General features: G+C 72.2%; 18 protein-coding genes. 5 read left to right on the top strand and 13 right to left on the bottom strand.

What is annotated here, in order from left to right:
* The 6 genes from ME121_RS34325 to ME121_RS25550 form a co-directional block, all read right to left on the bottom strand.
* Positions 1–244 (bottom strand): hypothetical protein (locus ME121_RS34325; protein ID WP_491892888.1); only part of this gene is annotated, 244 nt, incomplete at its 3' end.
* A gap of 149 nt (positions 245–393) precedes the next feature.
* Positions 394–588, bottom strand: coding sequence for a hypothetical protein (locus ME121_RS25570; protein WP_059409852.1), 195 nt, complete (start codon positions 586–588; stop codon positions 394–396).
* A 410-nt stretch (positions 589–998) separates the two neighbouring features.
* Entirely contained in the window at positions 999–1,208 is a 210-nt protein-coding gene (locus ME121_RS25565) for a hypothetical protein (RefSeq protein ID WP_029359298.1), read from the bottom strand.
* 134 nt (positions 1,209–1,342) lie between these two features.
* Positions 1,343–1,663, bottom strand: coding sequence for a polyhydroxyalkanoic acid system family protein (locus ME121_RS25560; protein ID WP_029359299.1), 321 nt, complete (start codon positions 1,661–1,663; stop codon positions 1,343–1,345).
* A 99-nt stretch (positions 1,664–1,762) separates the two neighbouring features.
* A complete protein-coding gene (locus tag ME121_RS25555; protein ID WP_012318273.1) occupies positions 1,763–2,074 on the bottom strand; it encodes a hypothetical protein in 312 nt (103 codons plus the stop codon).
* An 81-nt stretch (positions 2,075–2,155) separates the two neighbouring features.
* Entirely contained in the window at positions 2,156–2,386 is a 231-nt protein-coding gene (locus ME121_RS25550; RefSeq protein ID WP_012318272.1) for a hypothetical protein, read from the bottom strand.
* Positions 2,387–2,833: 447 nt separating this feature from the next.
* Between ME121_RS25550 and ME121_RS25545 the strand changes: the two genes are divergently transcribed.
* Positions 2,834–3,145: a hypothetical protein gene (locus ME121_RS25545; protein WP_408902594.1), complete on the top strand. Its 312-nt coding sequence runs from the start codon at positions 2,834–2,836 to the stop codon at positions 3,143–3,145.
* Between the two features lie 311 nt (positions 3,146–3,456).
* The gene (locus ME121_RS34320) at positions 3,457–3,765 is read left to right on the top strand and encodes a hypothetical protein (protein ID WP_143739297.1); all 309 of its coding nucleotides are present in this window, start codon (positions 3,457–3,459) and stop codon (positions 3,763–3,765) included.
* Here the strand turns inward: ME121_RS34320 and ME121_RS25540 are convergent.
* Together ME121_RS25540 and ME121_RS25535 are read right to left on the bottom strand one after the other, a co-directional pair.
* Positions 3,762–4,004 (bottom strand): hypothetical protein, encoded by a 243-nt coding sequence (locus ME121_RS25540; protein WP_053622638.1) that lies wholly within the window; start codon positions 4,002–4,004, stop codon positions 3,762–3,764. The genes ME121_RS34320 and ME121_RS25540 overlap by 4 nt on opposite strands.
* A gap of 31 nt (positions 4,005–4,035) precedes the next feature.
* A complete protein-coding gene (locus tag ME121_RS25535) occupies positions 4,036–4,290 on the bottom strand; it encodes a hypothetical protein (protein WP_012318267.1) in 255 nt (84 codons plus the stop codon).
* Positions 4,291–4,733: 443 nt separating this feature from the next.
* Between ME121_RS25535 and ME121_RS25530 the strand changes: the two genes are divergently transcribed.
* On the top strand, positions 4,734–5,549 hold the full coding sequence (locus ME121_RS25530) for an SDR family NAD(P)-dependent oxidoreductase (RefSeq protein ID WP_053622637.1): 816 nt from the start codon (positions 4,734–4,736) through the stop codon (positions 5,547–5,549).
* 57 nt (positions 5,550–5,606) lie between these two features.
* Here ME121_RS25530 and ME121_RS25525 read toward each other — a convergent pair whose 3' ends face one another.
* From ME121_RS25525 to rclC, 4 genes are all read right to left on the bottom strand, one after another.
* Entirely contained in the window at positions 5,607–6,857 is a 1,251-nt protein-coding gene (locus ME121_RS25525) for a sensor histidine kinase (protein ID WP_059409851.1), read from the bottom strand.
* Between the two features lie 119 nt (positions 6,858–6,976).
* Positions 6,977–9,223 carry a xanthine dehydrogenase family protein molybdopterin-binding subunit gene (locus ME121_RS25520; RefSeq protein WP_059409850.1) on the bottom strand — a complete coding sequence of 749 codons (2,247 nt, stop codon included), beginning with the start codon at positions 9,221–9,223 and terminating at the stop codon, positions 6,977–6,979.
* Positions 9,224–9,234: 11 nt separating this feature from the next.
* Positions 9,235–9,681 (bottom strand): (2Fe-2S)-binding protein, encoded by a 447-nt coding sequence (locus tag ME121_RS25515; protein ID WP_012318263.1) that lies wholly within the window; start codon positions 9,679–9,681, stop codon positions 9,235–9,237.
* Between the two features lie 280 nt (positions 9,682–9,961).
* Positions 9,962–10,585, bottom strand: coding sequence for a reactive chlorine resistance membrane protein RclC (rclC, locus tag ME121_RS25510; RefSeq protein ID WP_059409849.1), 624 nt, complete (start codon positions 10,583–10,585; stop codon positions 9,962–9,964).
* Positions 10,586–10,980: 395 nt separating this feature from the next.
* On the opposite strand from rclC, the gene ME121_RS25505 reads away from it, so the two are divergent.
* On the top strand, positions 10,981–12,363 hold the full coding sequence (locus tag ME121_RS25505) for a mercuric reductase (RefSeq protein ID WP_059409848.1): 1,383 nt from the start codon (positions 10,981–10,983) through the stop codon (positions 12,361–12,363).
* Positions 12,364–12,390: 27 nt separating this feature from the next.
* On the opposite strand, the gene ME121_RS25500 is transcribed toward ME121_RS25505, so the two are convergent.
* A complete protein-coding gene (locus ME121_RS25500) occupies positions 12,391–14,913 on the bottom strand; it encodes an MFS transporter (protein ID WP_059409847.1) in 2,523 nt (840 codons plus the stop codon).
* A gap of 329 nt (positions 14,914–15,242) precedes the next feature.
* On the opposite strand from ME121_RS25500, the gene ME121_RS25495 reads away from it, so the two are divergent.
* Positions 15,243–15,905 (top strand): response regulator transcription factor, encoded by a 663-nt coding sequence (locus tag ME121_RS25495; protein WP_059409846.1) that lies wholly within the window; start codon positions 15,243–15,245, stop codon positions 15,903–15,905.
* The last annotated feature ends 316 nt before the right edge of the window (positions 15,906–16,221 follow it).

Below are 16,221 nucleotides of genomic sequence, written 5' to 3'. Positions count from 1 at the left end.
CGGCGCGGCGCGGCAGGTCGGCGGCGGACGCCGCGGCGGTCAGGGCAGTGAAGGCGGTCAGGGAGGCGAGGAGCTTGGTCATCACGGGCGATCCGGGTTTCGATCTGGTGATAATACTACCAAGCTCTGAGCAGAATAGCTGTAGTTTTACGGACACACAGCTTCGCCGCGTCGGTAAAATCATGGTAAATGGCCGATTAACTTCAGTCGACTCGGTTAAATACTGGTGAAGTTCTGGCCGCATGCTCGGGGGCGTCCGGGCCGCGAGGCGGCCGCGTCGGCCCCCGGGGCCGGACTCCGACGGGCGGGAGCGACGCGCAGACATTCGTCGGCGCGCCCCTCTCGGCCACTGGGGCGGGAAGGGTTCGTCGTCGCGGCGTCCCGCGCGCCACCCTACCCCGTCCGGTCGCGCCGGGTGATGTGCTTGACCAGCTCGGCCAGCCTCTCCTCGGCCTTCTTCAGCGCCACGCGCGAACCGTGTCCGGGCGGCGTTCCGTCGGCAGCCGTGCGAAGTTTCGCGATGGTGGCCTGGGTGTCCTCGACCTCGGCATCGAGCGCGGCACGCTCACCGGATCTATCGATGGCCATATCGATCCTCCAGGTGTTCTGCCCCTAGCGGCCGCCAGGGCGCCACGTTCTGAGGTAGGCGGCAGGCCGACCCTGGCGAGACTCGCGGGCGGTGCCGGAACCGGGCTCCCGGTCCGATCCGGGTTCGGCGACCCCCGTCGCCGCCCGTGCGCCACGGCACGCCGCGGCGTGATCCCGGCGCCCTTGGCCGGCGTTCTACCGGTACACCCACCGGAGACGGCCGCCATGCTGATCCTCAACCCCCTCACCGGCCAGACGGTCGACGTGCGCGTACCCCGCCCACAGCCCAGGAAGGCGTGAGCCCGCCCGGCGCGGGGTCTCGCCGAGGCACCCTCCCCGGTCGCGCCGCGGCCTCGGGCTCGCCCAGCCGCACGATCCCGGCACGCCGGGCCGCCGTGCGGCGCGACCGCTCACACGGAGCGCGGGGGCCGGCGCGCCAGTCGCTCGGCCTCCGCCTGCCACGCGTCGCGCTCGGCCTGCAGGGCCTCGATGCGGGCGTGGAGGTGGCCGGCATCGATGGCGGTCTCCATCAGCATGTCCTGCGCGGTGGCGAGCTGCTGGCGCAGCTCGGCGTTCTCGGTCGCGAGCGCGAGGAGCAGGGCCGCCACGTCATCGCTCATCCTGGCCCCTGCGCCGCCACCAAGCCGGCGCGTTTAGCCCCGGCGCGACCGGGCCACAACCGCCCCGCCGGCGCCCACGGACCGGTCGCCGTCCCGGTCGACTCCGCGCGGTCGAGCGACTGCCGCGTCGCGCGTCAGGCGGCCTCGTCGGACAGGAGGCGCCCGACATAGTGGCGCCCGACCGACTCGATGACGGGCGTGAACAGGCTCGCCATCCAGGGCACCAGCGCCTCGACCTCCAGCGCGTCGTCGGCCACCTGGATCGCGACGCGCGCCGTCTGCCCGTAGCCGCTGCCCGAGAAGGCGCGGCGATTGCCGAGCCAGTCCTCGGCCTCGACCCGGATCTTCTCCGCCTCCAGGCGCCGGAAGGCCCAGTCCATGTGCAGGTCGATGCGGCGCCGAACCTCGGCGGCCCCGAGGGCGTGCGGGACGGTGATGGTCAGGCGCTTCGGCACCGGGATCTCCTCGCGAGCAACGCCCGTGAGGTGCGGCCGGACGGTTAACGATTGGTGATCGGCGCCACCCGATCGGCCCGTCGGGTGGTCCGTCGGCGCTCAGTACCGGACGGTGCGGACGCCGCCGGCCCCGCCGCCCACGACGCTCCGGATGACCTCCTTGGTCGACGGGCTGATCCCGCCGTCGCCGCGCAACCGGCGCCCGTCCGCTCGCTCGAGGCGCGCGACGTCGTCGGAGCACCGGTCCAGGGCGTGGCGGACCTTCGCTGACAGCGGGCCGCCGCGTTCCGCCTGGGCGCCGCCCATCTCGAACCGCAGGCAGGACGCCAAGTAGCCTTTCAGGTCGTCGAAGGCGGCCGCCTGGGCCCCCGACGTCAGGACGATGAGCATCAGGGCGGATCGGGCGAGCATCACGCGCTCCAGGGCAGGCGGTCCGCGCGGACAACGCGCGAGCGGGGCGTTGGTCCCCGGGGCGGCGTCACGCCGCCACGTTCAGCCGCTGCGGCGCGGTGCCTGGGCGGCGTCGCGCCGCTGATCCTGGGTGCCCCGACACTGCACGTATTCCGGCGTTCCCGGCTCGGCGCCGTAGCTCCGGCAGATCGCGTCGTCCTTCGCGGCGATGTCCGCCTCGCTCATGAAGAGTTCGCCGCGACCGGGCCGGTTCGCCGCGTTGCAGGCCGTCAGGGCCGTGGCCGCGATCGCCAGAACGATGATGTGCTTCATGGGACTCCTCGACGCCGATCAGCACCACAGCGCCGCGACGCTGTCGATGACGCCGCCGCGGCATCCACAAGCCGGCGGTCGACATGGTTATCCAAGGATGGCCAGGGGGTTAGCGCGGCGCCACGGTCCGGGCCGCCCGCCGCACGGGGCGGAGCTGTCCCGGCATGCAAGCGTAACGCCGTCGTGACCGGCAGTGCCTGCGTGGCCGGCATGTCGTGTCGCCGGTGCAGCCGCGGCGCAACGCCGGCTAAGCATCCGCCCCTGCATCCTCCCGAAGGCAGACCCACCTTCAGCCCCGCCGGCAGCGCCGCGCGGGGCTTTTTCGTGCGCCGGGCGCCGCCGGGCACGAAGGTGAGCGGCGTCGGAAACCCGGATCGCGCGCCCGCGTTCGGGCATGGAGGCCCGTGCGCGCGGCACAGTCAGGGCCGGGATGCCAAGGAGCACATGATGCGTCATGCCCTCTTCGCCATCTTCGCGCTGGTCGCGGCGTCGCCCGGTTCGGCGCAGACTGACAGCGGTCCCGCACCGATCCGGCAGCCCGGACCGCCCCAGCGGGTGACGCCGGGCACCCCGGCCGGAACCGTCGTCGTTCCCGGCGGCGGCCAGAACAGCGGTCCGGGCAGCACCGCCGTCGTCGCGCCCACCGGGACGGGGGCGGCGACCGTCACGACGGACTCGGCCGCGGGCGGAAATGCCAGCCAGCCGGAGCGCGGCGTACCCCAGGTCGGCAAGGGCGGCGAGGCCGGCGGCGGCAGCTGATCGCCGACTCCGCTCCCTGAGAGTCCGCCCCGGCCAGGTCGGGGCGGGCCCGTGCGCCGTCCCTTTGCCGGTGTCCGGATGCGGCGGGCGACGGCGCGCGTGCGGGCACCGGGACGTGAGCGCCGCGCCGTTGACCTGCCCCGGAGCGGTGCGCCGACGCCGCCTTCAGTTCAGATGTCGGGCAAGTTCGTGGCCGGCCATCGAATTCTGACCGCTCTGGCTATGTCAGGTTCTGCAATCAATCTAAAATAATCATAGGCGCCCTTTCCATTGGTGCAATTATACCGGTAAAATTCAATTACAATTCGTTGATGCAGTTCTCGAACTGGCGCGCTATAGAGGTGTCAAAGATTTGTCGCGACGACGCCGTGCGTCTGCCGGAGATTGCGTTGGCGGATCCTGAATTCGAGGATGAGAGAGGTAGGCCGAACGACAAGAGATCGATGCTCCGGCAGATCGCGCACGCACTCGGAACGCCCAAAGACGCCTTTCTCGACGAATCCGAGGCGTTCGCCACGATCGAGATGACGGGGGACTTGCTGTGCGTCTGGTCCGCGCTCACCCTGTCGGACCGCCGCTTGCTGCTGGAGATGGCGCGCGGGATGATCTCCCGCGGCTAGAACGGCCACGGCTCCTCCTGTGACCCCTTCCCTGCCCGCTCGCCCGGCACCACGAGGTCCACGATCTCGTCGAGCGGCTGCGTCACCCGGATGGTCCGACCCGCCGCGGTGATGAAGGTCTCGTTGCGCATCAGGTCCGTGTCGCTCAGCGCCTGGACGCTGGTCACGCGCAGCAGGTGGCGGCAGCCGTCGCCGTCCTGCACCTGGAGGAAGTTCCCGACCCGCCGAACCGCCGACATGGCGCTCTCCCACCCCGCTGGTGATCTGGGCCTAGGCGCCCTGCAGGCTCTCGGCGAAGTCGTCGGGGATCTCGCCCCACTGGCCGAGGATCGTGACGCCCTCCAGCTCGCCGGTCTCGTCGTCGGCCACGACCTTCAGCGCCGCCGCGCCCGGCATCCGCTTGGCCATGTTCTCCGCCTTCTTCACCGCCCCGCTCTCGGTCTGCGCCGGCTCCTGCCGGGCCGGTCGCAACCGCTTCCGGTGCACCTCGAAGGGCTGCACCACGAACGCCGTCCTCATCGCCATCGCCGTCCTGTCCCCCGGTTTGTCACAGGTTCTCCACCGACCCTACCGGCCGGCCAAGGGCCGCCCGCGACAGGTGTTTTCGCGCCGTATTCACATTCGTCCACCGGCCCGGAAGAAACTTCTCGCCCGCAGATTGTGCCCGGCCAGCACCTGTGATCTGTTCCGCTTTCGTTCTAGCACGGCGAGGCGGCGGGCGCACCTCTCCCGGATCAGCGCGGCGGGGCCGGCGTGCCGATGCCGTCCGCGTGCCGCCGATCGGGCCGGGGTTGCGCCGGCCTCCCCGCGCCTGTTGGCGACCGCCCGCCGACGACTGCCTGACGCGCGTCGGACCGGCCCGGCCAGGTCATACCAAGGTATGGCGTCGCCCCGCGTCGGTATAAATGTCCGGCTCCGTCCCGGTCGCTACACTTTCCGTCATCCAACAGCGCAGACGGAGAGTTGTCATGACGGATCGTGCCAAGGGAATTGCTCTGATCACCGGCGCTTCGGGCGGGATCGGTGCGATCTATGCCGAACAGCTCGCCGCGCGCGGCTACGATCTCATCCTGACCGCCCGGAACGCGGATCGCCTGGAGGCGGTCGCGGAGACGGTGCGTCGGGCCTCCGGCCGCACCGTCGAGGCGCTCGCGGCGGACATCAACGACCGGGCCGGTCTTCGGCGCGTCGAGGACCGGCTGCGGGGCGAAGCGGCGATCACCCTGCTGGTCAACAACGCCGGCTTCGGCTCGGCGGCCCCGCTGCTCCAGGCGGATCCGGACGAGATGGAGCGCATGATCGGCGTCAACGTCACGGCCGTGACGCGCCTCGCCTACGCGGCGGCGCCGGCCTTCGTCGCGCAGGGGCACGGGGCGATCATCAACGTCGCCTCGACCGTCGCCCTCAATCCCGAGCTGCTCAACGGCGTCTACGGGGCCAGCAAGGCTTACGTCCTGGCCTTCACCCAGTCGCTGCAGCACGAACTTGCCCCCAAGGGCGTCCGGATCCAGGCGGTCCTGCCCGGCGCGACGGCGACGGAGTTCTGGACCGTGGCCGGCGTCGGCGGCCACCGGAACCTCCCGGCCAGCATCGTCATGACGCCGGCCGATCTGGTCGCGGCCGCGCTGGCCGGGTTCGATGCCGGCGAGGTCGTCACGATCCCGCCCCTGGAGAACGGCGCGGCCTGGTCCGCGCTGGACGCCGCGCGCCTCGAACTCGCCGCCCAGCTCGGCGCGTCGGCGCCGGCGAGCCGGTACCGGAGCGCGCGCGCCGTCGCGGCCTGAGGTGCCCGCGGGGGCGCCCCGACCGGGGGCCCCTGCCCGCTCCCCTCGGCGGATCGGTCAGGCCCGGGCGAGCGGCAGGCGCACCGTGAACCGGGCGCCCGGCGCCCCGTCGCGGGAACGCGCGTCGATCGAGCCGCCGTGGGCCGCCACGATGGTCCGGCAGATCCGGAGGCCCAGGCCGAGCCCCTCGGTCCGCGTCGTGAAGAAGCCGTCGAACAGCCGGTCGACGGCGTCGGGATCGAGGCCCGGCCCGTTGTCGACGACGTCCACCGTGATCGATCCGTCCCGGCAGGTGGTCTCGACCGTGATCTCCGGCCCGGGCATCCGCGCCTGCCGATGGATCTGGATGGCGTTCATCAGCAGGTTGACGAAGACCTGCTGCAGCTGGATCCGGTCCGCGGAGACCTGCGCGGCCGCGTCGGCCGGGACGACGGTGAGCCTGATCTTGCCGCGGTTCAGGTCGTGCGCCACGAACTGCGCGGCCTCGGTCAGGATCTCCGCCACGCAGACGGGCGCGCGGACGCTGTCGCGTTTCGCGGCCATGCGCCGAGTGCGATCGATGATGTCCCCGGCCCGCGTGACCTGATCGACGATGCGCTGGCATTGCCGCCGGAGCAGGTCGCGGTCGAGATCCGCGCGGTCGAGCAGGCGCAGCATCGCCCCGGCGGTCATGCCGATCGACGACAGGGGCTGCCCGATCTCGTGCGCGATCGACGCCGAGAGCTCGCCCAGCGTCGAGATCCGGGAGACGTGGGCGAGCTCGTCGCGCAGGACTTCCAGGGACATCTGCCGCTCGACGTGCTCGGTGATGTCCACGAAGGAGGCGAGCCAGAGGCCGGAGCTGGCGCCGTCCGCCCGCGGGACCACGCAGAACAGCGTCTCGAAGCGCGAGCCGTCGAGCCGGACGCTGTGCGCCTGCTGCTGGAACGCGGTCGCGCCGGCCGCGAAGGCCCGGGCGGAGTTGACCTGGGCGGTGCAGAGGGGGTCGAAGAAGCGCTGCGTGCGCTGCCCGATCATGTCCGCGCGGCCGCCGGCGCCGAACATCCGCACCGCCGCCTCGTTGACGTCGAGGATGACCATCCCGTGCCGCAGGCGGTCGGCCACGTCCGGACGCGCGTCGAGATGGGCGGCGATGTCGGTGATCCCGGCCGCCCGGAGCGCGTCCAGGGTGGCAACCCGCTCGCGGGCATCGACGACGACGAAGCCGATCGTCGAGACCTTCATGCAGACGAGGTACCACGCGTCGTTCCAGTCGGCCTCGCTGGCCACGACGATCCGGTCGTCCGTCGGCGTCAGACCGATGCTCATGTCCACGGTTCCCGGGGCCGGCCCCAGTGCTGGCCCGCCGCACCCCCGGTATACGGCATGCGAAAATCCCGCTTCCAGTCGCGAAGCGGGACTTTCGCGGGGCGGCGGCCTCGCCGGCGTCAGGCCCCCGAGAGGGTCTCCTTGGCCAGGGGCAGGCTGCGCAGGCGTCGGCCGGTCAGCGCCGCCACCGCGTTGACCACCGCCGGCGGCACGCCGGGCAGGCCCGGCTCGCCGATGCCGCCCATCGGCGCCCCGCTCTCGACGATCGCCACGTGCACCCGCGGCATCCGCGCCCGGTCGAGGATCGGATAGGCGTCGAAGTTCCGCGCCTGCCGCTGCCCGCCCTCGTAGACCACCTGCTCCAGCAGCGTCGACGAGAGGCCGAGCGCCGCCGCGCTCTCGACCTGGCGCTTCACGATTGCCGGGTTGACCACCCGGCCCGGATCGATGGCGATCCAGAGATCGTGCACCCGGGCCTCGCCGTTCTCGAGCGACACCTCGGCGATCGTCGCCGTCTCCGACCCGAACGGCGAGGCCATCGACACGCCCCGCGCGCGCCGCGTGCCGTCCGCCGCCTGGAACGGCCCGCGCGTCCAGCCGCCGGCGAGGTCGGCCACCGCCTGCAGCAGGGTGCGGTGGCGGGCGCTGTCCTTCAGGAGCGTCATCCGGAGGGCGAACGGGTCCTGGCCGCCGGCCTGCGCGATCTCGTCGAGGAAGCTCTCGTAGAAGTAGTCGTTCATCGAGTGCCCGACCGAGCGCCAGAACGCGATGGTCACCGGGTGCGGCACCTTCACGTAGGTGAGCCGCCGGTTCGGGATGGCGTAGGGCTTCTGGTCGAGGCCCTCCACCACCGAGGAATCCACCGGCCCCTTGAACAGCGCGCCGAACCAGCGCCCGATCGGGCCCTCCCCCACCGCGGTGGTCTCCAGCGCCACCGGCATCCCGTCCGGCCCGAGGGCCGCCTTGAACCGGGCGAAGCTCAGGGGGCGCAGCGCGTCCATGCCGAACTCCTCCTCCCGCGACCACAGCACCCGCACCGGCCTGCCCGTCGCCTTCGCGAGCAGGATCGCCTGCGGGAACGGGCTGGCCGGCCCGTAGTGGAAGTGGCGCCCGAAGAAGCCGCCGAGCATCGGCGAGTGGATGCGGACCTGATCCGGCTGTAGCCCGGCCGTCTTGGCGGCGACCTGCTGGAACAGCTCCGGCATCTGGTTCGGCACCCAGAGGTCGAGGCTGCCGTCGGGGGCGAAGCGGGCCACCGCCGAGGGCGGCTCCAGCTGCGCGTGCGCGAGGTAGGGGGCGTCGTACGCGGCCTCGACGACTCGGGTCGCGCCCGCAAAGGCGGCGTCCGGGTCGCCCGCCTGCTCGGCCGGAACGCCGGGGCCGGGCGCGTCCCGGAGGGCGGCCAGCATCGCGGCCGAGGAGAAGCCGGCCGAGACGTTCGCGACGCCGTCGGGCGCCGGCCGGCTCCAGGTCACCTGCAGGGCCTCCGCGGCCGTGCGGGCCCGCCACCATGTGTCGGCCACCACCGCCACCGCGCCCGGCAGGCGCTCGACCGCCTGGACGCCCGGCATCGCCCGGACCTCCGCCGCGTTGGTGATCGCCTCCGGCTCGGTGCCGAGATGCGGCGCGTGCCGGATCGCGGCGTGAACCATGCCGTCGAGCCGGATGTCGATGCTGTAGACGGCCCGGCCGATGGACTTGTCGCGCATGTCGAGGCGCGCCACCGGCTTGCCGATCCAGCGGAAGTCCTTCGGATCCTTCAATGTCACGTCGTCGCGCGGCTGCAGCGCGAGCGCCGCGGCGGCGAGGACGCCGTAGCCGAGGCTCCGGCCCGAGGCGGCGTGGATCACGCGGCCGTTCCCGGTGGTCAGGCTGGCCTGCGGCACGGCGAGTTCGGCGGCCGCCGCCCGCAGCAGCATCTCGCGGGCGGTGGCGCCGAGGCGGCGCATGGCTTCGAAGCTCGAGCGGGTGGAGAAGGATCCGCCGGTCATGCGCAGGCCGTTGACGACCGCGTAATCGGGGCCGGGCGGGGCGCATTCCACCGCGAAGCGCGCCGGGTCGAGGTCGAGCTCCTCGCCGATCGTCTGGGCGAGGCCGGTGTTGATGCCCTGGCCCCCCTCCACGAAGGGGCTGAGCAGGCGCACGCTGTCGTCGGGGCGGATCTCCAGGAACGCCGCCACGCGGGTCCCGGGTTTCGGGGCGACGGCCGCCGGGCCCTCGGCGCGGGTCTGGGCGGCGGCCGGCGCCAGCCGCAGGCCGACCCCGAGGACCAGCGCGCCCGAGGCCGCCCCCAGGAAGCCGCGGCGGGAGAGGTTGCGGACCGGTTCGCGGCGGTCCGGGCGGGTGCGGGGCGAGCGGTCGCTCATCGTGCGCCTCCTCAGGCCGCGGCCTGCCGCACGGCGGCGGCGATGGCGTTGTAGGTTCCGCACCGGCACAGGTTGGTCATGGCGCCGGCGATGTCGGCCTCGGTCGGTTTCGGGGTCTGCTTGAGCAGGCTCGTGGCGGCCATGACCTGCCCGGACTGGCAGTAGCCGCACTGCGGCACCTCGATGCCGACCCAGGCGGCCACGACCCGGGCCCCGACCGGATCCTGCTCGATCGCCTCGATCGTGGTGATGGCTTGGTCGCCGACGCTCTCCAGCGGGACCTGGCAGGAGCGGGTCGCCGCGCCGTCGAGGAGCACCGTGCAGGCGCCGCACTGCCCGATGCCGCAGCCGTACTTCGTGCCGGTCAGCCCGAGGCTGTCGCGCAGGACGAACAGCAGCGGCGTGTCCGGTTCCGCGTCCACCGTGTAGCGGCGCGCATTGATCGTGAGCTGGACCATCGTTCGACCTCGTGGAATGGGGGACGGCGCGACGTGTCTCGGCGTGCGAACCGGCCGGGCGACGTGTCTCCGGGGGCGGCCGAAGGCGCGGCCTGTGTCGTGTGCTGTATCGCGAGAGGTACAGCCGCTCCCGGCCGCGCGGAATCATACGAAGGTTAGGGGTCGTCACCCGAAACGGTGCCTCTCTGTGGCCGGATCCGAGATCAGGGCCGGCCGAAGACAGTCCATCGCCCCGGGTCTCGGTCCTGAAAGCTTCAGGCGGCCGCACGCGGGCGGCCGTTCACACCTTCGCGGCGAGGGCGGGCGCCGGGGCCCGGGCCGCCGGCGCGGACGCCTCGCGCAGGACGGCGCGGGCGCTGTCGGCGAGGACGAGCCAGGCACCGGCCATGAGGGTGACGTCCTTGAGGACGAGGCGGCCCGCGCCCGACAGGTAGGGGAAGCCGTGCTGGGCATCGCCGAGTGCGGCGACCCAGGCCTCGGGGGTGGTCACGAGGAACGACAGGGTCACCACCGGGGTGAGGAAGGCGAGCACCGCGCCGGCCAGGCCCAGCCGCCGCGACACCAGGCCGGCGAGGACGAGCAGGCCGATCAGCAGCTCGACCGTGCCGAGGCCGCGGGAGAACGCGTAGGTGTGGTTGGCTGTCTGCCACGCGCGGGCGGCGAGGTTGAGCTCGCCTTCGTGGGTGAGGTGCTGGGCGTACTGGTCGGGATGGGCGTAGAAGAACGCCATGACCGGGCTGTTGGCGACGAAGGGCGTGATGCTGTCGGCCTCGTAGGGCGCGAACTTGAGCGCGCCGATCCAGAGGAAGACGACCGCGATGGCGACCCGCATGGCCTGGAGGCCGAGGCGGTTCGAGCCAGGCCCGGAGACGAGGCCGAGGGCGCGGCGAACCTGCGTGTTCATGGATCTGATCCTTCGAAGCTGAGGGCGCGGGACGGCGGGAGGCCACCCTGCAGAGGCGCCGGCCGGGACGGATGATCGGGCGGCGGCGATGGGATGAGCTTCGATGATGGGCCGATCCGGCTCAATCATACGCAGGTTTGGGTCTGATCATCCGATATTCGACCGGAACGCGGCCGTGGGTTCGGCAAGACATCTGTGTTCCGAGGTCGAGCGCAGGCATGCGGGTCCGTGCTCGACTTGCTGCCGGAAGGGATCGCGCCGCGCGGCGCGGCCGCGGGCGCACGAAATCTGTGCGCCGGCCGGTCAGGACCGGTCTATCATACCGACGCATGATATCCGGCCGATCGCGATGCCTTTACGTGTTTGCGAAATCTCGGATCCGCGGAGGATGGACGATGGACGACCACTACGATGCGCTCGTGATCGGCAGCGGCGAAGGTGGCAAGTTCCTGGCTTGGCACTTAGCCAAGGCCGGGCAGCGGGTCGCGGTGGTCGAGCGCCGCTGGATCGGGGGCTCCTGCCCCAACACCAACTGCCTGCCGAGCAAGAACGAGATCTGGAGCGCCGAGATCGCCCATCTCGCCCGGCACGCCGACCGGTACGGCATCGAGACCGGCCCGGTCGCGGTGGACATGGCCCGGGTGGTCGAGCGCAAGCGGGCGATGGTCCGCGACCTCGTCGACATGCACCTCGACCGCTACCGCGACAGCGGCGCGGAGCTCATCATGGGAACGGCCGCCTTCACGGGTCCCAGGGCGCTCACGGTCGCGCTGAACGCGGGCGGGTCGCGCGCGCTGATGGCCGAGCGGATCTTCCTCAACCTCGGCACGCGCCCGACCATCCCCGACGTCCCGGGCCTGCGCGACGCGGAACCGCTGACGAATATCGAGGCGCTCGAACTCGACGCCGTGCCCGCCCACCTCGTTGTCCTCGGCGGCGGCTACGTGGGCCTCGAACTGGCCCAGGCCTACCGCCGGTTCGGCAGCGCGGTGACGGTGATCGAGCACGGGGCGCAGATCGCGGGCCGCGAGGATCCGGACGTGGCCTCCGCGCTCGCGCAGCTCCTCGAGGCCGAGGGGCTGGCCATCCGCACCGGCACGGAGGTCGTGCGCGTGAGCGGCCGTTCGGGCGACGCCGTGGAGATCACGGTGCGCGGTGGCGACGGCGAGGCGGTCATCGCCGGAAGCCACATCCTCGTCGCGGCGGGCCGCGCGCCGAACACCGGTGGGATCGGCCTCGACCGCGCGGGGGTGGACCTCACCGAGCGGGGCGTGATCAAGGTCGACGACCGTCTGCGGACGAGCGCGCCGGGCGTCTGGGCCATCGGCGAGTGCGCGGGCAGCCCGGCCTTCACCCACGCCTCCGCGGACGATTTCCGCGTGATCCGCGACGATCTCGCGGGGATCGCGCGCTCGACCGCGGGGCGGCTGATGCCCGCCTGCCTGTTCACGGACCCGCCGCTGGCGCGGGTCGGATCGACCGAGACCGAGGCGCGCGCCCGCGGTGATGCCGTCCGGGTCGCCAAGCTGCCGATGGCGGCCGTGCTGCGCACGCGGACGACCGGGCAGACCGAGGGCTTCATGAAGGCCGTCATCGGACCGGACGATCGGATTCTCGGCTTCACGATGCTCGGCGCGGAGGCCGGCGAGGTCATGGCCGCTGTCCAGGTCGCGATGCTCGCCGGCCTGCCCTACACGGCTTTGCGCGACGCGATCCTCGCCCACCCGACCACCGCGGAGGGGCTGAACAGCCTGTTCTCGGCCGTGCCCGCCGCCTGACCCACTCCCTGACCCGCTCTCCGCGGTTCAGGCGCTCGCCGCGGCGGGTTCCGCCGCGCGGCTCTCTTGGTCCGGCTCGGCCGCCGGCAGATCGACCGCGAAGGTCGCGCCGGGACCGTCGTTGTTCCGAGCGGTCAGTGTCCCGCCATGGGACTCGACGATGGTCCGGCAGATCGCGAGGCCGATGCCCATCCCGTCGCGTTTCGTGGTGAAGAACGGGCTGAACAGCTTGGGCAACTGCTCTGGATCGATGCCGGTGCCGCTGTCGGACACCGCGATCCGAAGCCGACCGGGCGCGGGAGCGCTGAGCGCGATCTGCAGCTCGCGGCGTGTCTCGGGCGCATCGCGCATGGCGTGCAGGCCGTTCGTCACGAGGTTGACCACGACCTGCTGCATCTCGACGCGATCGGCCAGGACGCGCGCCTCGGTCGCGGCGATCAGAGTCCGCACCATCGCCCCGGCCGCCAGGATCTCCCGATCGAGGAGCGCCACGACCTCCGCGAGGAGGGGCTGAAGGTCGACGATCTCGGGCTGGCTCCGGTCGCGGCGGAGCTGCTCGCGCGTCCGCTGCACGATCCGGCTCGCCCGCATGCCGTCGCGGACGGCGCGCTCGGCCGCCCGCGCGGCCGCCTCCAGATCCGGCGTCTCGCGCCGCAGCCAGCGCAGGCAGGCCTCGGCGCTCATCACCATGGCGCCGATCGGCTGGTTGACCTCATGGGCGATGGAGGCGGAGATCGCCCCGACGGTCGAGACCCGGCCCGCGCGGGCCAGCTCGGCCTGGGCGGCGAGCAGCGCCTCCTTCGCGCGCTCCCGCTCGGTCACGTCGATCATCGCGCAGGCGACGCGGTCGAAGGCCGCCGGGTCGTCCGGCAGCGCCACGACGAGGATCACGGTCACCTCCCGCCCGTCGCCGCGAACGAGGCGGCCCTGCGCCTCGAACCGGCCGCCCGCCCGGTCGAGCCGCTGCAGGAGCGGCAGGACGAGATTGTTGCCCGGCGGCAGGAAGCGGCTCATCGAGCCGAGGACCGCGTCGCGGGACCGGCAGCCGAGGAGCTGCACCGTGGCGTCGTTGACGTCGACCAGCGCGATCTGCCGCGCGCAGGCGGCGGCGAGCACGGCATCGGCCTGTCCGCGGAGGTCGGTCCCGGACCCCCCGGCGGCCCGCGCCTCGGCGAGGTAGGCCTGCGCCCCGGAGAGATCGACCTCGCACAGCGCGACGTGGCTCTGCTCGAAGAGCGCGCGGTAGCGCCGCTCGCTCCGCGCCAGTGCCCCCAGCGCGCGCTGGCGGGCGCTCGTGTCGAAGGCGATCAGGCTGATCCCGCCGGTCAGCGCGAGGTAGAAGCCGACCGCGGTCAGGCCGCTGCGCTCGGCGAGCGACTGCGCGATCATCGGCGAGAAGGCGCCCCCGATGATGCCGCCGACGTTGAACGCCACGGAGGTGCCCGTGTAGCGCACCTGCGGCGGGAACAGGCTCGGCAGCCACGCGCCGAGCGGCCCGTTGACGAAGCCCATCACCCACAGGGCGAAGGCCAGGAAGACGAAGATCGTCACGAGGGAGCCGCTGCCGAGCATCGGCGCCAGCAGGATCCCGGAGGCGATCGTCCCGGCGCAGCCGACGATCAGGACGCGGGCCGGGTCGAGCCGGTCGGACAACCAGCTCGCGACGACGATGGCGGCGGCCATGAACAGGATCGCGCCGAGCTCGACCGTCAGGAACGAGGCCCGGGAATAACCGAGCGTCGTCGTGCCGTAGCCGAGCGCGAAGGCGGTGGCGGTCCAGAACAGCGAGAAGCACGCGACGACGCCGAACATCCCGGCGACGACCTGCCCGGCATGGTGGCGCAACAGCGCGACGAAGGGGACGCGCGGTGGCTGTGCGTCCTTCACGGCGGCGGCGAACTCCTCGGTCTCGCCGAGATTGGTGCGGACCCAGAGCCCGAGCCAGACGAGCGGCACGCTGAGCAGGAACGGCACCCGCCAGCCCCAGTCCGCGAACTGCTCCGCGCTGAGGGTCAGGGTCAGGACGAGGAACAGGCCGTTGGCCACGAAGAAGCCGAGGGGCGCCCCGAGCGGCGCGAACATCGCGTAGCGCGCGCGCCAGCCCGGCGGGGCGTTCTCCAGCGCCAGCAGGGCGGCGCCGCTCCACTCGCCGCCGAGCGCCAGCCCCTGCCCGAACCGGAGGAGGCAGAGTAGGACGGGCGCGAGCCAGCCGGCCAGCGCGAAGGTGGGCAGCAGCCCGATCGCCGAGGTCGAGAGACCCATCAGCAGGAGCGAGGCGACAAGCGTCGCCTTGCGCCCGACCCGGTCGCCGAAATGCCCGAAGACCGCGCCGCCGATCGGCCGGGCCACGAAGGCGAGGCCAAAGCTCGCGTAGGCGCTGATCAGCTCCGCCGATTGCAGCGCCGCCGGGAAGAACAGCGGCCCGAAGATCAGGCTCGCCGCCGTGGCGTAGATGTAGAAGTCGTAGAACTCGACCGTCGTGCCGATCAGGCTCGCGAGGAGGACGCGCGCCGTCTTTTGTCTGGGAGGCGCGTTGCTCACCGCAATCATCTCCGCGCCTCGCTCCGCAGCCTGCCATACGGGTGCACGGCCGGACGGGGCGCCCGCGAGCCCGGGGGCCGGGACATGCTGATCGCGTTGGAGGTTGAGCCAGTCCCGGGGGCAGTGCAACCGCTCATAGCCACAAGCTTGGCCGCAAGTCGATAGGCTCGGCCGGGTGCGGCCCCTGCGTCCGGCCTCTGCGCCCGGCCTTTGCGTCCGGCCTCTGCGGACCGGCTGTGCCGTCCGAAGACGGTCGGCTTGATCGGGCGCGGATTCAACCTGTAAGCACTGTCCTCGCGGACAGCCTGGCAGGGGCGCGCGGGGGCTCGTCGATCACGATGTCAGGCAACGTCCGGGGTGGCGCGGCGAAAGCCGGCGCCGACACGGCCTCACCGCTGGTGGTCATCGTCGAGGACGACGAGGGCGTCCGGGAGGGGCTCCAGGATCTCCTGCGCTCCGTCGGCCTCGACACCCTCGCCTACGGCGCGACGAGCGAGCTCCTCGCGGCGACGCTGCCGGACCGCCCGGGCTGCCTGATCCTCGATGTGCGGCTGCCGGGATCCAGCGGTCTCGACCTGCAGGCGAAGCTGGCCGCGCTGGGCAACCGCATGCCGATCATCTTCATGACCGGCCACGGCGACATCCCCATGACCGTCCAGGCCATGAAGGCGGGCGCGCTCGACTTCCTGACCAAGCCGTTCCGCGATCAGGACATGCTCGACGCCATCGCGGTCGCGATCGAGCGGGACAGGACCCGGCGCGCCTCGAGCGCGGGGGTCGCCGAACTCGAGGCGCTGGCCGCGACCCTGACGACGCGGGAGGCCGAGGTGATGGCGCACGTCGTCAAGGGGCTGCTCAACAAGCAGATCGCCTACGCCCTCGGCATCAGCGAGATCACGGTCAAGATCCACCGCGGCAACGTCATGCGGAAGATGGAGGCCGGCTCCGTGGCCGACCTCGTGCGCAAGACCGAGCTGCTCAAGGCCCGGGCGACCGTTTGAGCCCGAAGCCCCCCGCAGCCGCCGGCCCGGGCCGGGCCAATCGGCGCGGAACGATGCCGGGTATCACCGCGTTGGCACCCACACGGGACAGATTTCGTCGACACGATCTAGTCGAGTGGCGGCGGAAAAGTCCCGACTAGATTCGCCAAACCCATGTCTACCGGATCGCATCGCGGCGCTCCGAGGCCTGCTTTGCTGTGGCGGGACTCGGTTCATCAGGATGTGCGTCCGTCGCGCGCATCAAACCATCGTATAATATCGTCGGCGCGGCCGCTGGCCCACACAGGTGGGATCGACGCGCCTCCGAGAGGCTCCG

Origin of the sequence: Methylobacterium sp. ME121, from assembly GCF_000974725.1 — a bacterium.
Classification (GTDB): Bacteria; Pseudomonadota; Alphaproteobacteria; order Rhizobiales; family Beijerinckiaceae; genus Methylobacterium; species Methylobacterium radiotolerans.
This window is presented reverse-complemented; position numbering and strand designations above follow the sequence as displayed.